The following is a 15,714-nucleotide window of genomic DNA, read 5'->3' as shown; positions in this document are numbered from 1 at the left end:
ATCCACCTAATACGATGGGCGTAAGGCATATCTTTGCTTTGTTTCACCCCATAAAGCAAAAGACATGACACCGTTTAAAATTGAAATTTCAGAAGAAGTATTACAAGATCTTCAGAAACGCCTATCACTAACCCGCTGGCCAGACAATCCTGAGCATGATGGTTGGAGTTATGGCACAAATGCCAATTACCTCAAAGAGCTGGTTTCGTATTGGCAAGAAGGATACGACTGGCGAAAACAGGAAACCTTGCTGAACAGCCTCCCCCAGTTCAAAGCCGTTATTGATGATGTGGAGATTCACTTCGTCTATGTGAAAGGCAAAGGGAAAAATCCCAAACCACTAATCCTTACCCACGGTTGGCCGGATTCCTTTTTCCGGTATTATAAAGTCATCCCGATGCTTGCCGACCCCGAGGCCTATGGGGGCGATCCGGCACAATCGTTTGACGTGATCGTGCCCTCGGTTCCCGGATTCGGCTTTTCTTCGAAAACCGTCAAGGTTGAAGATGAAGTGGCCGGTATTTGGCTCAAATTGATGAAAAACGAGTTGGGCTACCATACCTTTTATGCGGCCGGTGGCGATGTGGGAAGCGGCATCACCAAGGCGTTGGCCAATCAGTTTCCCGATGCCGTCAAAGCCATTCACCTCACCGATGTCGGTTATCCCAACGGTACAGAAGACTGGAGTACGATGTCCCAGGCAGAACAGGAGTTTGGACAATTTATCCAGCAATGGTGGATGAGCGAAGGGGCTTATAATATGATCCAATCCACCAAACCACAGTCGCTGGGCTATGGACTGAATGACTCTCCAGTAGGATTGGCAGCCTGGATTGTGGAGAAATTCCATGCTTGGTCTGACCACAATGGGCAAATCGAAAAGCGCTTTACCAAAGACGAGCTGCTTACCAACATCATGATCTATTGGGTAACGGAGACTATCAGCTCCTCCGTGCGCTACTACGCAGACAACGCCAGGGTGGCCTATACGGCGTATGGACCCAAACCCGTGGAAAGGGTAAAAGCACCCACAGGCGTAGCGGCTTTTCCCGGTGATGCACCCCTGCCAAAGGAGTGGGCAGAGCGGATGGCAAACGTGACACGCTTCACCAAAATGCCGAAGGGCGGTCATTTTGCACCCCTGTCGGTTCCGGACGAATGGGTCGGTGAGGTGAGAAAGTTTTTCTTTGGAAGTGACATTGAATAAGCATGACGTATCGAATGTAATGTACTGCAAGGCGCGCAGTTACATCCCATCATCGAGCCTTGTGACCTTTTAAATGGATTTAAAAATGAGAAATAGCCCAAGATCGCCTTTTTGAATGTTATCCCACAGGAGTTGCGGCTTTTCGCGGTGATGTGCACGTCATTTTGCTGAACGCGTTATGTCATCATTGTTTTGGTTACGACAACCTTTGATTTAGCTACGTCTACCCATTCAGGTCTTGCCAACTTTGCAGTGTAATCATTCACCATTTAATTCTCGAAGCAATGAACACGAAAAAAGTATGGTTTGTAACAGGGGCATCCAAGGGCTTAGGCCTAACCCTGGTAAAAAAATTGGTAGAACAAGGCTACCCGGTAGCCGCCACTTCCCGAACGGTCGCAAGTTTGGAAAATGAAATCGCAGTAGCAGACAACTTCCTTCCGCTCGAAATGCAGCTTACGGACGAGCAGAGTGTAAGTAACGCCATAGCAAAAGCAATAGCCCACTTTGGGACCATAGATGTTGTCGTAAACAATGCGGGCTACGGAAAAATTGGAGCGCTGGAGGAACTGAGTGATCAGGAAGCGCGGCAGAATTTCGATGTTAATGTGTTCGGCGCGTTACATGTAATCAGGAGCGTCATGCCGCATCTGCGGGAAAAGCAATCCGGCTACATCATCAACGTCGCTTCCATTGCCGGACTGCTCGGTTCGTTTCCTGGTTTTGGCGTTTATTGCGCCACAAAATTTGCCATGGCAGGGTTTACCGAATCATTGGCAGCGGAAGCAAAGGAATTTGGCGTACATGCTACCGTAGTATATCCGGGATATTTTCGCACCAACTTTCTTGATAGCGGTTCGATCCAGCTTCCCCAACATCCAATAGCCGCTTATACAGCGGTAAGAAATTCCGAACAATGGCATGAAACGGAGATGAGGGGCAATCAGCCGGGCAGTCCTGAAAAAGCCGCCTCGGTTTTCATACAACTGGCAGAAAGCGAAAATCCACCGTTACATTTCGTGATGGGAACCGACGCATTCGGCATGGCAACGGGCAAAATCGATGTGCTAACGCAAGCGCTTCACATAAACGAAGCGTTGAGCAAGTCTACCGATTTCTAAGGTTACCCAGCAGGCGATGGCATCATAGCGGTCCCATCGCCTTTGATTAATTTCAATCATAAAATCATTTGTCGATTGCATAGAAACCCAACATTACGTAAGTTTGAATAGCCATGAAACAGAAAAAGATATACACGTTCCACACCATCAGCGAATTTCACCGCATCAGCGGACTACCCAAACCTGAGCACCCGTTGGTAAGTTTGGTCGACTACGGATTGGTTGACTATCAGATCGATGAGACGGAAATCGGTTGGGTGCAACATTTTTACTCGATTGGCTTAAAACGGAATATCCAAAGCAAATTCCGTTATGGACAAAGCGAATATGATTTTGACGAGGGGTTATTGTCATTTGTTGCACCGGGGCAACTGGTACACCTCAGTCTGGACAAGCCGACGGTGAAGCCAACCGGCTGGTTACTGCTCATTCACCCCGATTTTATTTGGAACACGCCGCTGGCCAAAAGCATTAAACAGTATGATTTTTTTGGATATGCCGTTAATGAAGCACTTTTCCTTTCCGAAAAGGAAGAGTCTGTGGTCGTCGACATCTTTCAGCACATTCAACGGGAGTATGTCTCAACTATCGATAAATTCAGCCAAAATATTATCATTGCCCAGATTGAGTTGTTGTTGAATTACAGCGAACGCTATTATCAGCGACAGTTCATTACCCGGAAAAAAACCAACCACCAGCTCCTCGACAGGCTGGAGGCCATCCTGGACGACTACTTTAATAACGGCAACTTGATAGACTTGGGATTGCCGACCGCACAATACATTGCCGGCTTGTTAACGATTTCGCCCAATTATCTGGGAAGTCTCCTCAAAAGCCTCACCGGTCAAACCACCCAACAACATATCCACAACAAGCTAATCGAAAAAGCCAAGGAACGATTATCTACAACCCATCTGTCCATCAGCGAAATTGCCTACCAATTGGGATTTGAACACCCGCAGTCGTTCAGCAAATTATTCAGGAACAAAACCAATCAGTCGCCATTGGAGTTTCGAGCAAAATTTAACTAGCGGAATCAACGTGTCGCCCAGAAGCAAAACCGGGCCTCGGATCTAGACTTAGTTGTTTCGATCACGAAAGCTCCTCCAGAAATTTCATATACATGGGTACACTTCGTTCTATCCAATCCTTTTCGCTATTCAGTTCAATGCCATAATAAGCAAAAAACGGCCTATAATCAGCTTTTACATATTCAAAAGTGAGTTCAAAGGGTCGGGTTAATTCGGCCAACGTGTATTTGTACTTGGCTTCCGAGCGGTACTCGTGTTCATCTATCCCAACCGATAGCGCCAATGCAATTTTTTTCCCCGCAACCTTGTACCCACTTTTGCTGCCATAAGCCCATCCATAGGTAAGCACCTCGTCCAGCCATTGTTGGAGGAAAATAACATCGTAAAACGGACGGTATATGCCGAAGTACCACCCCGGGTTGAATATGAGCTCACTCCGATTGGTTATGAGCTAAAGGCTATTATCAACGAACTTGAAAAATGGGGCAAGAAGCATAAAGCAATTAAGGCTAGGTAAGCGACTCCGCTATTTTAGCTGTCTGTTTAATTTTTTCCCGGTGTATCAGTCCGAAGTCAAGCAAGGCTTCGATAACTGGTTCGACATGTTTCGCATGTTCTGTAATCGCATAGGAAACGGTAACGGGTTTTGTGTTGTTAACCGTTCTTGTAATCAGTAAATTTTGTTCGAGATCCTGCAATTCTTTTGACAGGACTTTCGGTGTAATGCCTGCAACCGTTTCCTGCAAATCCTTAAACCGCATGGTGCCGAAAGACAGGTTTCTAAGAATACAAATCTTCCATTTACCACCCAATAAATCAATCGTATCTCGTAGCGCCAGGGTTCGTTCCTTGATGTTTCCTTTCTCTCTGCAGTCTCTCATAAAACAAAAAATATAGTTACTTTCTTTTAGGTAATCCATAGCAAAGGTATAGTAAATATCGAATAGTTTTGCCTCTCAAACGATATAACATGAAAGTAACACTCATTGCAAACATTTCAGTTAACGGAAAAGTACTATTGTCTGACCATCCTGATCACGTGGCCCCACAAGGGGCCATGGCATTTTATCTAAATCGGGCGAAAGCGGTAGGAAACCTTGTCGTCGGAAAGAAAACATACGAAACCTTTCAGCAAATCCCCAGTGATCAAAAAGAAGCTTTTTCCGGGATTGAAATTGTATTGTTATCTACCGAGCCATTTGCGACGGATAACCCTAAGGTTGTGAACAGCCCCGAAGCAGCTATTAAGTATCTATCTGAAAAAGGCTTCGAAGAAATCGCGGTAGGTGGAGGCACGAAAACTTATAACTCTTTTATAGAAAATGATTTAGTCACTGATATCTATTTTAACATCAGTCCGTTAGTGACAGGTGGCGGTGGAGTCTTAGCCAATAACGCCGATCTGAATACTAAATTCAGGCTGGCTAGTCATACAGTTAATGAGGAATTTATTCAACTTCATTTAACCAAATAGCATCGTCAGCTGCAATCACTTTCCAGGAATGTTTCGGTTTGACCTTGGGTCCTTGTAAAGGTCATCAACGGAATATTGCAATTGTATTTCCAAGATTTTTCAAACGTTTGGCCCATAACCTGGTTAACAGCCAGAGCTGAACTAAAAAAATCAGGCCGATAATAGCAAGCAACACGTACCTGCTCGTATTGAATCTCAAGCCATAGGTAAAGAACAATAGAAATCCCGCCAAGTAAATTTGCCTCGAGACAATCGAGATGATCGCATATATTTTAATTTTAGACAGGTAGTTTTTCAGCGATTCGCGGATATTGGCTCCGTGAACGAGATACTTTGCAAGGCGATACCCCATTAGGTTATGAATAAGCGGCAGCAGAATCGAAAGAACAAGCAATATATTGATCCATAGCGGTTTCAAATTTGCATCAAACATCGTATAGTAGCATAATAAGAAAATACACCAACCGATGATTTCTATAGTCAGTTGTTTCCTAATACCTTTTAAAACCGGATGCTTGTTTTCTGACAACATCGCTTGAATTTCTGTTGACGGAATGGTTGGCGTTCTCACCGCATTCCAAGTAGATTTCATTTCATTAAATTCCATAATTATTGGATTAAAAGTTTTTGAATTTTGATTTTTATCCTATTGAGTTTAACCCCCACATAATTTTCACTGATACCCGTAATAGCAGCTATCTGTTGATAACTCAGCTCCTCAAAGTATAGGGTAATGATGGCCTTATCGGCATCATCCAATTGTTTCAACGCGGTAAATAAACGTTCCTGACGTAAGGCTAATTCTTCACTGGGCTGTTCTTCGGGAAGATCTGGTAAAACAGGACGGTATTCGATGGCGTGTTTCTTTTTACGGAAAGTGGCAATTGCCGTATTCAATGCTATGCGGTAAATCCATGTGCTTATTTTTGCCTCATTCTTAAACGCTGGGAGGGATTTCCAAAGTTGGAACGTAATTTCCTGAAAAAGGTCTTCACGGTCTTCCCGTGTATCCCGGTATAAGCGACATATCTTATGGATAATCCCCTGATACTCTTCAATACATGTTAAGAATTGCGTTTCATCCATATATATTTATTAAAGGTAAGAATTTGACCCCTACCTCCTGCGGGTAGTCCGCTTATCAGTAGCAGAAATCCTCAAAAACTTACAGCAGCTTGGAAAATCGGTTGTGTGTAAGTTTCTAATAAAACCCGCAACTAACTGGTTAAACTATAAAAATGAAACAACTTACTTTTATTATTCTGCTGTCAATAGCTGCCTGCAAAAGAGAATCATCGCCCGATGGAAGGTCACAAATACGAGATGAGCAATTGCAAAAAGAAATTGATTATTTAAAAGATCAGAACGCTGCTATACTTGATAGTATCCGCGTAATTAATAACAAACTACAGGATCTACAGTAAAATGCCATACTTTGTTACCTTGGCACTGCCGCCAGCAAATCACGGCCATGCAATACATCCATCAAGTCCAGCGAGTCGCTTACCCCATCCGGATACCGAAGCCGGCCGGGGTCGAGCTCCGGACCGCAGAAGCTAACCATGCCATTACTTTCGTACATGGTTAATCCGGCCTTCCGGATGTAACCATAGATTTTGTCTACCGGATCCTTGAAATGCACCGAAGCCGTGATGGTCATTTGTTCGGGGATGCAATTCACGCTCTTGACACCCAGGTTATACGTCCGGTTCATCTCCAGGACAAATTCCCTGAGCGGGACATTTCGGTAATTCCGATCCTTGGTAGTCCACGCAACCGCCTGCCACGGGTCCGTCCGGGTAACACCGGATAGCGTCATGGTAACATTTCCCTCGGCATCCGTACAGCAGCGGTCGTACGTAACCTGATCGCCCGCGTTGGTGAGTACCCGGTATCCATGTTCTATTGGGAAGTGAGCATCCCCCCTGCCCTCCAGCAGCGTCACCCGCGTATCGGTCCGGTTGGCCAGCACGGCAAATTCCCCCGCCTGCGTAGTCAATGATCCATTGGGGGTACGGAGCACCACAGTCCGCGGATGTTGACCGGCATGTTCGCGTACCCGAATCAATGCCCGCCCCGCCAAGCTGATTTCCATATTCGTAGCGCCCGGTTTCTCCATCGGATAGGAAAAGCTGGATCCGGCGTCTAACCGTATCAAACTCCCATCCGGAAGCCAAACCGCACACTGCTGTTGCGCATCGGTGACCACCCGGATATCCGGTTTGTGACCTACCGAAAAGGCGAACTGCGACGGTAGCTGAACCAGTTCGAGTTCGCCGTTGTCGCGGCGCCACAGCTCTATGTGTCCAAAACGGCCCAGGCGTCCCTTGCTCTCCTTGCCTACCTGCACGCTGATGCCATCGCCCCATTTTATGGTACACGCAAACTCGGATGCAGGAATCCGGTTGCCGGCCAGCACCAATTTTTCGTAGGCCGATGGCACTGTCCGTTCGTTCCACCACTGGTTAACCGCCACAAACCCGGCCCCTATCAACCCCACCACCACGATACCGGCACATACCCGCATGCCTCCAGCGAGCAACTGACGGATATACTGCTTCCGCTCCGCACGTATAATAGCGCCCGTGTCGATGTTTCGCTGCCCGGATGCACCCATCGTACGTTCTGCCACCATTTCCTCCAGCACATCCATCTCCAACTCTAGCAGTTCATTTTCTTCGTAGATCAGCTGGGCCGATTTAAGTATCACGGCATCCTGCGCACTCAACTTCCTTTCCAGCCCCCGCCGGATGATCTTCTTGATATTTTTCGGATTGTACATTACTTGTATCCCTCCTTCCTGCCTTTTCTAAACATTTTCCGCAATTGCTGCCTAACGAGGCCCACGTGGTTTTTAACGGTCTGCTCGTTCAGATTCCTTAGCCGCGCGATTCCCGCGATGCTCAGTCCATCGAATACCCGCATCGTAAAGGCGACCCGTCGTTGCACAGGCATATTTGCCACGGCTCTCTGGATTTTTTGCACCATCCCTTCATAACGTTCCTCATCAAAATCGGGATGGTTTTCCGGAATCTCCAGGTAATCACTGGTCGTGAAATCTACATACTCCTCCCTGCCTTTCACCTTTTGGATGGCATCGCTCATCTTAAAGCTCAGCACCTTCAACAGCCATGCCCGTGGGCTTTCCACAGATGCCAGCTTCCGCCGCTTTCTCCACACATCGATGAATACATCGTTCACTATCAGTCCTATTAAGTCTTCGTCGTAGGGAATTGTCAACCGTAGTTTCGTTGCCAACGGCTTTTCGTAACGTCTGATGATTTCTTTGAGCAACCGGTCCATCTCCCGTTGCTTCCGAGTTTTGGCAAGGGACTCGAACAATTGCTTATCGGTATAGGTGTCATATGGATCCATGCCAGAAAAAAAATCATACGCTTATTGGTACTTTTTGCCTGCCCGCGGCGACTATACTTATGTATAATAGGGCTGAGCGGCCATTAGTTAGTTAGGCTAAGGTAACGATATGAAATAGACAAACCAAGAAAAAATTAAAATAAATACCTGATTAAAAGCAAGTTGCGATAAAATCGCAATGAGTAATTCGTATTGCCCTGCCCCAGATACTAAAGCAGACCATTATGATTAGACAGTTACTTTCCATCAAACAGCAAATTGATACACTTCTGAATGATTCGGATCCCGCGGTCTCGGAAACGGACTGGAAGCACTTCGACCAGCAATTAACCCATATTGAAACCGAAGTGTACACGGCATTCAAAAGCAATCCCGATCGCGTAGCCGTATGGGATGCCCAAAATTTCCATGCCGACCTGGTGCAGCTCATCGACCAGCATACACCGCCAAGCCTGGATGAACCTCCTACACCGATGCTGGCACGGCTCCTTGAAACCCTGCAATTCTGCGAGCAGAAATTCCAGGTACCCTTAGACCTGAAGACATCCGTGCCACTGGTGTATGAACGGCAACTCAACGACGAACTTCTCAGGCAGGAACGCATCATCGTACCCGCGTTGGTCGAAAAGCAGGTCAACCCTGTGCTCATCGATAAAATCACACACGGCTTTCACCTGATCTGCAGCCAGCCTACTGGCACCCTGAATTATGCCACTTATCGATACTTACAGCAATTTCTGCCCGTCCTTACCGAGCTGAGCCAAAGTACGCTCCCGAAAGATTGGAACCTGCGCCTCTTCCGGTTCTTCATCCAGTACAATTACAACCACATGGGCGTGTACAATTGGTGGGAGCGCACAACGGTGCAAGCTTTGCATGGTAAAAGCTCCATCGATGCCCTCGAACTGATCTACCAGTTAATCAACGACATCGAACACATCGACCAGCAAACCGAGTTGGGATACCAGATGTGGCGCAAGCCGCTGAAAGCGCAGCTGTTGGCTTATTTGGAGCGACGGAAGGAACTGCTTACAGACCGAAAGCTGCTTGAAGAGGTACAAGAAGCTAGCACATTGATCGTCAATATTCCCCCGGATGAACAAAATGTGCATTTCAATCTGGATTTTGAAGCCGGCGTGTATGCTGCCTATAGTAGTAAAAAGGAAGCATCTGAAGCGTATACCGCAGTTATCCGTGGCCCGGAGGGGGTAAAACTTTCGGCACATTCGCTCCGAAAGTCAGACAATGCAAAGTATTACAGCGCAGCCGACCGTGTCGAAGAACGACTCAGCGACAAAAGGGAAGCGCTTGTTAAGTTGTTCAGGCTGCTGCTTTCCAGTCGTCGCGGAAAGTAACGTTTTTTCGAAATCTTCAACTTTTTGGGGGGCGGTAAATCCGCCCCCTAGGTCGCCCAAAACTGGCCCTTCATGCGTCGCCAAGCCCACACCCCAAAATTCCTGCCGCCCCCCAATCTATTTTAGTGTATCGTTAAGGCCATCTGACCGCCCCCCTGCCTGGGTTTCCCCTATCCTATCTTCGACAGAAAAAGAGCATCGTATGCACTTAAAAACGAAATGGAGGATGATATGAAAACGATTCAAACATTGCTCGAAAAATCCAGACACCCCAGCTCCGCCACCACACCGGCGATGATCCAAGCCTTCTGGCAGCGGCTATTCCGCGAGCACACCAGCCAACTGGCGCTTGACTGGCTGCATGGATTCGGCAACGTGGTCTATGCCGATACCTACGCTTCGCCCTTCATCATCCAACTGTACCACAACCACCCCCAGGATAAACGGGTGGCCTACCTGTCGGAAACCGCAGGCATCGTGGAGTGGCGCTTCGGCATCAAATCCATGGGCTATCGTCAGTGCTCGGTGGTGACCGATCCGGACAGCATCGCCTGGCTGGACAGCCTGTTCTGGTTTTATACCGCTACCGAATCGCAGAAACAGCAAATCAGCAGGCTAACCAACATCGAACGGTTGGTTGCCGAACGGATGCATACCATCAAGAAGAAACAAGGAATATGGAAACGCTCATGAATACACGGAAACGGATTTCAGAAGTTATGGCGGCTTCGGTAGGATTCGTACTGTTCTATGCCGCTGCCAGTAAAACCCTGGGATTGCACGTATTTCTCGCCCAACTGCGTCGTCAGCCATTTCCAGACTGGATGGCTTCGGTATTATTGGTCGTATTGCCCACGTCGGAATTGATTGTATGCTATTTGCTTTTAAAACCGCGCTACCGTGGGATCGGCCTTGCTGCCGCATCGGGACTTATGCTTGTCTTCACACTATACGTTTGGATGGGCATGACCGGGCGCTTGGGAGATGTCCCTTGCACCTGTGGTGGTTTACTGGGTACCCTGATGGATTGGCGGACACATCTGATCTTCAACATTGCCACCACGTTACTAGCTTTCACCGGCTTACTTTTTCACTGTCAGAAAGGAGGTAATTTTCAGGAACTGAACTGATATCGGCATAACGGTCCACAGTGGGCTGTATGCGCATGCAACAAACTTAATTTTTCACTTAATTTTTTATCATGGTACTTTTATTTAAACGGTTCAAATTGAACCTTGTACATGGCGCTTACGCGCTGGCTTTACTGGCCGCATTTGCTTTCAAACCAGCAAATGACGATACCGGGTTGCACTGGTTCGCATACGACGATCAGAATGCAACACTTGGGGCTTACATCGGAACTACTACCGAGGAGCTTCAGGCGGAGGGTTGTGAAGATCCCAATGAGGACGATCGCATGTGTGCGTTGGGATACGACCCCTCAGATGTGGATTTCAGCAATCCCAGTAATCCGCAGCCGATCATCGGTACCGGTCAGACAGCTGAAAGCGTAAGTGAGGATCAACGCTATAAACCAGAGCCATAGTGTTGATTTCAATCTTACACAGAAGACGGGGAGGCCAAAAGCCTCCCCTTTTTTAATACCGAAGGTTCTGCTCCATTGGGTTCAGCAGCACCTCTTTTTCAGGAATAAACAGTACATAATTCGGATTTTCTGCAGAAAGCCCATACACCTGGCCCGCCACAGTACGGCTGAGTTTAATCGCCTGCTTCGGATCGATGTTTAATCGGCGGATATCTGTCCACCGAAGTCCCCTGAAACACAATTCCTTCCTTCTCTCGTCGATAATGAGTTTCAGTAGTTCTTCCTCAGGCATCGTCTCATAGGGAACGAAATGGTCCTTTTTGTAACGATGCTCCAATAGATGATTCAGTGCACTTACCGCCTCATCGGGCTTTCCGATGCGCGCCCGGCATTCCGCCACGATCAGGTACAATTCATCAACGGCAATGCCGGTAAAGAATGTCGTTCCACCATCGTATGAACCTTTAAATCCAATCTGCGAATTCACTTCATTGAAAAACAAGCGCCTACGGAGATCGTATGCTTCAAAAGAGGCGTAAAAATCAGGATCGAGGTTAAAATAGGGAACGCGAAGACGGGCATTTGAACTCATGGTACTGCGGAATACCACTTCCGCATTGAATCGTTCAAAGGGAGCAGTAGCCAGCGTATCCAGATCATTATAATCGATCAGCGTATCGTCTACGGCCAACGCCTGTTCTGCGTAGGAAAGCGCTTCTTCGTAACGGGCAGTCACCAGCATCACGCGCGCCAGCAAACCATACACGGCCGCTTTCCCCGGCCTTGTTTTTACCACCGGGCGGTCGACCAGCAACGGAAGTGCTTCCTCCAGGTCACGGACAATCTGGTCATAAGTCTGCTGAACAGTACCCCGCTTTGCCCTCAGATTGACATCGGCTTCGCGCAGGAAGGGTATCCCAGGATCTGCATTGGCCGTTGCCGGATCATAGGGCTTGCAGAAAAGCTGGGCCAATTGGTAAACCGCCCAAGCCCGATAAAACAGGGCACTACCCCGAAGCTCCTGCCATTGCGCGGTATGCGATTTGTCTGACAACCGGTCGAGCCCTGCCAGCACAGTATTGGCGTAATATATCTGCTCGTGACGGTTATCCCAGTCGGGCACGTTCATATCTCCATACGGATCATCGGTCCATAGATATGTCGGACGCAGCAATTCATTCAGCGCGGTTACACGGCTTTCTTCCAAGTAAAAGTCTGCCGAACCGAACTCCCCCAGATAGGGCATGCTTTCCGTCATCACTTCCGAGTTTCCGATCAATGCCTCCAAGTCTTTCAATGAACTTGGCACCACTTGCTTCTTGTCGCGTTTTATGTCCAGCCATTCTTTATGGCAGGAACCTCCCAGCATTATCGCGGCACTTAAAAAAAGATATATGTATTTTTGCATGATTTTCCTTTTATCAAAATCCAACATTGATTCCCACAGAAAAACTCCCAGGCAACGGGAACTCCGCGCGCTGACGTTCCGGATCGAGGCCGCTTTCCGTGGCACGCCAAAGGATGATCGGGCTGCGCCAATAGCCATAAATGCGCAGACTCCTGAATGGCATCCGCGCGCTTGACGGTACTTCATATGCCACATTTACGTCTTGCAGCCGGATAAAGTCTCCCCGTTCAACCAATTGGTCCGAGAATGCATAAACGTTATCCCTTGCACCGTTCACCGTCGTAGGCATTGAGGGAATCTGCGTATCACGTTCATCACCCGGCTGCTGCCATCTATCGAGGTAGTCCCTATGCAATGCCCATTGATTTTGTAATTGCGTATACATTACCGTGCTGCGCCGGAAGTAGTACCCCGCTTTCCACGTAATGTTAAACCCGAGTGTAATACCACGCCATGCAAACTGATTTCGGATGGAACCGTACCAAGGAGCCACCGCGGGCCCCTGATAGGTGAGGCTATCCACCGTTAGCGAACGCTGGTATGCTGCATAGTTTTTTATCAGGCTCCCATTCTCCATCACCCAAGGATCTCCCGTCTCGGGATCGAGTCCATGCCAGGGAAGGCTCATCAACATGTAGCGCGGCTTACCCACCAATGGTGTGATGTTGTTGCCCGACGCGAAATTGATCACCGTACCGGTGGAGTTCGGGTCGAGCGAAAAGCCCGTCACCCGGTCGTATGCGTAATTGACAAGCAACGTCGTCTGCCATCGAACCTCCCGGTTCAAGTTCTGCGTATTCAATTCAATGTCAATTCCGGAAGTCCTGATATCCGCGTAATTTACCAGGTAATTTCCCAGAAACCCCGTGCTCGGCGGCAACTCGATATCGGCCAATAAGTCACGGCCATTTTTACGATAATATTCCACGCTCCCCCTTAGGCGGTTGTTGAACAGGCCGATATCCAACCCCAGATTAAACGTTTCCACTTCCTCCCACTTCAACTGCGGATTGCCCGGACTTTGAATACTGGCCCGTTGGCCGCCCGTTGCAGGATCCAGTAGGTACCGTGCAGTGGTATAAGCGGTAACGGATTTGTTGACATTGCCATTATAGCCATAAGTAGCACGCATCCGCAGATACGGAAGCCAGGAAATCTGGCGCAGCGCATCATTGGTAAGCACCCAGCTGCCACCTACCGACCAAAGCGGCACTCCCTGTTGGTTGGTCTTCACGCCGAAAAGGTTGGATGCGTCCCACCGTACGCTCCCCGAAAGCGTATAGCTATCTCGGTATGTGTAGGCGGCGTTGCCGTAGTACGAAACGAAACGATCCAGAAAATCACTCAGTGACGACATCGGCTTTTGCATGTATGCGGTTCCCTGCGGGCGTATGGGATAACGCTCCAGAAAATCGTACTGGTCGTAATACGTAAGCACATCGTCATCGTAGCCAAAGAACGAAAAACCCTTCCCCCGGCTCTGTATCTGCCGCCATTCGGTACCCGCCAGTGCGGTTAGCCGGTGCAGCCTCTCCCATTCACGGTTGTAATTAAGCTGTGCCCGGCCCGAATGGGCGATTTGGGTACTGTTATCCAGTGCCAGCACACTTCCCTCGGGGAAAACCCGTGCGCCATCTGCCTGTGTATAACGGTTTACCAGATCGCGCACGTAATAGCTTTCCCGTCCGCGGAGACTTCTGCTGTCGCCGGTTATGCGCTGGTATTGGTATTTCACATCAGCCGAAAGCCCCTTCGTCAGCGTATATTGAACAGCCGCATCCATGCGCACTTCAGCGGACACACCTCTGCTCTGAGAGCGGTCGAATTCATCCAGCGGTATGTAATCCCAATTGAGCAGCCCCTGTCCTTCTGCATCGGCGACGTATGAAAGCCGGTAATCCTTGGTGATCGGCAATGATCGCCCCTCGTCATCGGATAAGCGGAGATAAGGCGCGATGCCGCGCTGTGCCATCCGCAGATCCGAGGGAGCAGACAGCGTACTTTCCGTAGCGTTTTCAGAGTAGGCCAATCCCAGCTTGAACGACAGCCTTTCGATGGGACGATAAATCGTATTGGAATTTATCGTAACACGCCGCATCCTATCTCCCACGCTGGTAGACCGGTTTTGATCGATACCACCCGAGATGTAGTAGGAAAGCTTTGGTGTCCCTCCGCTAAGGTTCAGGGCGTACTGCTGGTTGAGACCCGTGCGGTAATAGTAACGATCGATGTCACGTCGGACATCCTGACGTGAAAGATCCGCCAATTGCCGGGTTGCTTCATCTCCGGTTATCAAACCGTCCCGTTGCCTGATGAATATCTCTGTTGCCGGAGACAGGGGTGTCCACACGTTTTCAACGGGCAATCCGTTATCGAACCATTCCCGCTCCAGGTTGAGAAAATCCCGTGATGGAATATACGCGGGGCTGTAAAAGACATCCGGCTTTTCGACAGCCGTGACGTTGCTGTTCAGGCCAATCTGTATCGGCCGGTTCAACGCTCCTTTTTTGGTCGTGATTACGATAACCCCATTACCGGCCCTCGATCCCCATATAGAAGCGGCAGCAGCGTCTTTCAGCACGGTGACGTTTTCCACGTCATTCGGATTGATATTCGCTATATCTCCCTCATACGGAAAATTGTCCACGACGATCAATGGATCGGTACTGGAATTCAATGTACTGATACCCCGCAACCGTATCTGAGGGGTATAACCTATTGTCCCTTCCAGGCGGCGGTCTACCTGATAGCCATTGGTGATGCCATCAAGGCGGCTCAATATATCCGTACTGGGACCGCGATTCAGCAATGCATTGTCAAGGTGTGTGAACGAGCCCGTGGCCCGCTCAATCGGCACTTCGTAATAGCCGGTTGATACAACGACTTCATCCAGCGCAGTCGTAGCAGGTTGTAATGTCAAAGTAAGCGGAACCGTTGCGGAGAAGGGGCCACTCACATAGCGCGTAACATATCCAACGGAAGATACGGCAAGGCTGTCGGTATTCATTGGCATCGGGATACTGAACCTGCCGAGGTTATTGGTTACAGCCCTTCTATCTGTCCTTGTATTCACTACCGTTGTTCCGGCCAGCGTTTCGCCGGTACGGGCATCTGTAACGGTTCCAGACAGCCTAGCCTGCCCGATGGTTTGACTTGAAATGCCCAATAAGAGCAAGAGTAAAACTAATTTCATGATA

Annotated in this window: 17 protein-coding genes; 9 read left to right on the top strand and 8 right to left on the bottom strand. The window is 48.6% G+C overall.

Features of this window, described 5'->3' with window-relative positions; translation table 11 throughout:
* Nucleotides 1-64: 64 nt before the first annotated feature.
* From ACFQRK_RS04335 to ACFQRK_RS04325, 3 genes are all read left to right on the top strand, one after another.
* The gene (locus ACFQRK_RS04335) at nucleotides 65-1,207 is read left to right on the top strand and encodes an epoxide hydrolase family protein (protein ID WP_379004005.1); all 1,143 of its coding nucleotides are present in this window, start codon (nucleotides 65-67) and stop codon (nucleotides 1,205-1,207) included.
* Nucleotides 1,208-1,491: 284 nt separating this feature from the next.
* Nucleotides 1,492-2,328, top strand: a complete 837-nt coding sequence (locus ACFQRK_RS04330) for an SDR family oxidoreductase (protein ID WP_379004004.1) — start codon at nucleotides 1,492-1,494, stop codon at nucleotides 2,326-2,328.
* A gap of 113 nt (nucleotides 2,329-2,441) precedes the next feature.
* Nucleotides 2,442-3,359 carry a helix-turn-helix domain-containing protein gene (locus ACFQRK_RS04325; protein ID WP_379004002.1) on the top strand — a complete coding sequence of 306 codons (918 nt, stop codon included), beginning with the start codon at nucleotides 2,442-2,444 and terminating at the stop codon, nucleotides 3,357-3,359.
* A 61-nt stretch (nucleotides 3,360-3,420) separates the two neighbouring features.
* Here the strand turns inward: ACFQRK_RS04325 and ACFQRK_RS04320 are convergent, their stop codons facing one another.
* Nucleotides 3,421-3,708 carry an NAD(P)H-dependent oxidoreductase gene (locus ACFQRK_RS04320; RefSeq protein WP_379004001.1) on the bottom strand — a complete coding sequence of 96 codons (288 nt, stop codon included), beginning with the start codon at nucleotides 3,706-3,708 and terminating at the stop codon, nucleotides 3,421-3,423.
* 12 nt (nucleotides 3,709-3,720) lie between these two features.
* Here ACFQRK_RS04320 and ACFQRK_RS04315 point away from each other — a divergent pair, with 12 nt between their 5' ends.
* A complete protein-coding gene (locus ACFQRK_RS04315) occupies nucleotides 3,721-3,876 on the top strand; it encodes a winged helix-turn-helix transcriptional regulator (RefSeq protein WP_379003999.1) in 156 nt (51 codons plus the stop codon).
* Here the strand turns inward: ACFQRK_RS04315 and ACFQRK_RS04310 are convergent.
* Nucleotides 3,869-4,240 (bottom strand): winged helix-turn-helix transcriptional regulator, encoded by a 372-nt coding sequence (locus tag ACFQRK_RS04310; protein WP_379003997.1) that lies wholly within the window; start codon nucleotides 4,238-4,240, stop codon nucleotides 3,869-3,871. The genes ACFQRK_RS04315 and ACFQRK_RS04310 overlap by 8 nt on opposite strands.
* Before the next feature lie 89 nt (nucleotides 4,241-4,329).
* Between ACFQRK_RS04310 and ACFQRK_RS04305 the strand changes: the two genes are divergently transcribed.
* Nucleotides 4,330-4,833, top strand: coding sequence for a dihydrofolate reductase family protein (locus ACFQRK_RS04305; RefSeq protein WP_379003996.1), 504 nt, complete (start codon nucleotides 4,330-4,332; stop codon nucleotides 4,831-4,833).
* 64 nt (nucleotides 4,834-4,897) lie between these two features.
* Here the strand turns inward: ACFQRK_RS04305 and ACFQRK_RS04300 are convergent, their stop codons facing one another.
* The 4 genes from ACFQRK_RS04300 to ACFQRK_RS04285 form a co-directional block, all read right to left on the bottom strand.
* The gene (locus tag ACFQRK_RS04300; RefSeq protein WP_379003994.1) at nucleotides 4,898-5,440 is read right to left on the bottom strand and encodes a hypothetical protein; all 543 of its coding nucleotides are present in this window, start codon (nucleotides 5,438-5,440) and stop codon (nucleotides 4,898-4,900) included.
* A gap of 2 nt (nucleotides 5,441-5,442) precedes the next feature.
* On the bottom strand, nucleotides 5,443-5,919 hold the full coding sequence (locus tag ACFQRK_RS04295; protein ID WP_379003992.1) for an RNA polymerase sigma factor: 477 nt from the start codon (nucleotides 5,917-5,919) through the stop codon (nucleotides 5,443-5,445).
* 352 nt (nucleotides 5,920-6,271) lie between these two features.
* A complete protein-coding gene (locus ACFQRK_RS04290; protein WP_379003990.1) occupies nucleotides 6,272-7,615 on the bottom strand; it encodes a FecR domain-containing protein in 1,344 nt (447 codons plus the stop codon).
* Entirely contained in the window at nucleotides 7,615-8,208 is a 594-nt protein-coding gene (locus tag ACFQRK_RS04285) for an RNA polymerase sigma factor (RefSeq protein WP_379003988.1), read from the bottom strand. The genes ACFQRK_RS04290 and ACFQRK_RS04285 overlap by 1 nt, the downstream gene beginning before the upstream one ends.
* A gap of 224 nt (nucleotides 8,209-8,432) precedes the next feature.
* Between ACFQRK_RS04285 and ACFQRK_RS04280 the strand changes: the two genes are divergently transcribed.
* The 4 genes from ACFQRK_RS04280 to ACFQRK_RS04265 all read left to right on the top strand — a co-directional run bounded on the left by ACFQRK_RS04280 (nucleotide 8,433) and on the right by ACFQRK_RS04265 (nucleotide 11,109).
* Nucleotides 8,433-9,563, top strand: a complete 1,131-nt coding sequence (locus ACFQRK_RS04280; protein WP_379003986.1) for a hypothetical protein — start codon at nucleotides 8,433-8,435, stop codon at nucleotides 9,561-9,563.
* A 231-nt stretch (nucleotides 9,564-9,794) separates the two neighbouring features.
* Nucleotides 9,795-10,256 (top strand): hypothetical protein, encoded by a 462-nt coding sequence (locus tag ACFQRK_RS04275; protein ID WP_379003984.1) that lies wholly within the window; start codon nucleotides 9,795-9,797, stop codon nucleotides 10,254-10,256.
* Nucleotides 10,253-10,693 carry a MauE/DoxX family redox-associated membrane protein gene (locus tag ACFQRK_RS04270; protein WP_379003982.1) on the top strand — a complete coding sequence of 147 codons (441 nt, stop codon included), beginning with the start codon at nucleotides 10,253-10,255 and terminating at the stop codon, nucleotides 10,691-10,693. The genes ACFQRK_RS04275 and ACFQRK_RS04270 overlap by 4 nt, the downstream gene beginning before the upstream one ends.
* A gap of 71 nt (nucleotides 10,694-10,764) precedes the next feature.
* On the top strand, nucleotides 10,765-11,109 hold the full coding sequence (locus ACFQRK_RS04265) for a hypothetical protein (protein ID WP_379003980.1): 345 nt from the start codon (nucleotides 10,765-10,767) through the stop codon (nucleotides 11,107-11,109).
* 52 nt (nucleotides 11,110-11,161) lie between these two features.
* On the opposite strand, the gene ACFQRK_RS04260 is transcribed toward ACFQRK_RS04265, so the two are convergent.
* Together ACFQRK_RS04260 and ACFQRK_RS04255 are read right to left on the bottom strand one after the other, a co-directional pair.
* Nucleotides 11,162-12,517 (bottom strand): RagB/SusD family nutrient uptake outer membrane protein, encoded by a 1,356-nt coding sequence (locus tag ACFQRK_RS04260; RefSeq protein WP_379003978.1) that lies wholly within the window; start codon nucleotides 12,515-12,517, stop codon nucleotides 11,162-11,164.
* A 13-nt stretch (nucleotides 12,518-12,530) separates the two neighbouring features.
* Entirely contained in the window at nucleotides 12,531-15,710 is a 3,180-nt protein-coding gene (locus ACFQRK_RS04255; protein WP_379003976.1) for a SusC/RagA family TonB-linked outer membrane protein, read from the bottom strand.
* Nucleotides 15,711-15,714 lie beyond the last annotated feature (4 nt).

Origin of the sequence: Parapedobacter sp. GCM10030251 (assembly GCF_042666505.1) — a bacterium.
In the GTDB taxonomy this organism is placed as follows: Bacteria; Bacteroidota; Bacteroidia; order Sphingobacteriales; family Sphingobacteriaceae; genus Parapedobacter.
The sequence above is the reverse complement of the archived record's forward strand: the minus strand, read 5'-3'. Positions and strand labels throughout refer to the sequence as shown.

Coding starts and splice junctions, on each gene's coding strand:
- ACFQRK_RS04305 (WP_379003996.1), top strand. CDS start 4,330: ATGAAAGTAACACTCATTGCAAACATTTCAGTTAACGGAAAAGTACTA.
- ACFQRK_RS04325 (WP_379004002.1), top strand. CDS start 2,442: ATGAAACAGAAAAAGATATACACGTTCCACACCATCAGCGAATTTCAC.
- ACFQRK_RS04300 (WP_379003994.1), bottom strand. CDS start 5,440: ATGGAATTTAATGAAATGAAATCTACTTGGAATGCGGTGAGAACGCCA.
- ACFQRK_RS04275 (WP_379003984.1), top strand. CDS start 9,795: ATGAAAACGATTCAAACATTGCTCGAAAAATCCAGACACCCCAGCTCC.
- ACFQRK_RS04310 (WP_379003997.1), bottom strand. CDS start 4,240: ATGAGAGACTGCAGAGAGAAAGGAAACATCAAGGAACGAACCCTGGCG.
- ACFQRK_RS04255 (WP_379003976.1), bottom strand. CDS start 15,710: ATGAAATTAGTTTTACTCTTGCTCTTATTGGGCATTTCAAGTCAAACC.
- ACFQRK_RS04260 (WP_379003978.1), bottom strand. CDS start 12,517: ATGCAAAAATACATATATCTTTTTTTAAGTGCCGCGATAATGCTGGGA.
- ACFQRK_RS04280 (WP_379003986.1), top strand. CDS start 8,433: ATGATTAGACAGTTACTTTCCATCAAACAGCAAATTGATACACTTCTG.
- ACFQRK_RS04290 (WP_379003990.1), bottom strand. CDS start 7,615: ATGTACAATCCGAAAAATATCAAGAAGATCATCCGGCGGGGGCTGGAA.
- ACFQRK_RS04330 (WP_379004004.1), top strand. CDS start 1,492: ATGAACACGAAAAAAGTATGGTTTGTAACAGGGGCATCCAAGGGCTTA.
- ACFQRK_RS04270 (WP_379003982.1), top strand. CDS start 10,253: ATGAATACACGGAAACGGATTTCAGAAGTTATGGCGGCTTCGGTAGGA.
- ACFQRK_RS04265 (WP_379003980.1), top strand. CDS start 10,765: ATGGTACTTTTATTTAAACGGTTCAAATTGAACCTTGTACATGGCGCT.
- ACFQRK_RS04285 (WP_379003988.1), bottom strand. CDS start 8,208: ATGGATCCATATGACACCTATACCGATAAGCAATTGTTCGAGTCCCTT.
- ACFQRK_RS04335 (WP_379004005.1), top strand. CDS start 65: ATGACACCGTTTAAAATTGAAATTTCAGAAGAAGTATTACAAGATCTT.
- ACFQRK_RS04295 (WP_379003992.1), bottom strand. CDS start 5,919: ATGGATGAAACGCAATTCTTAACATGTATTGAAGAGTATCAGGGGATT.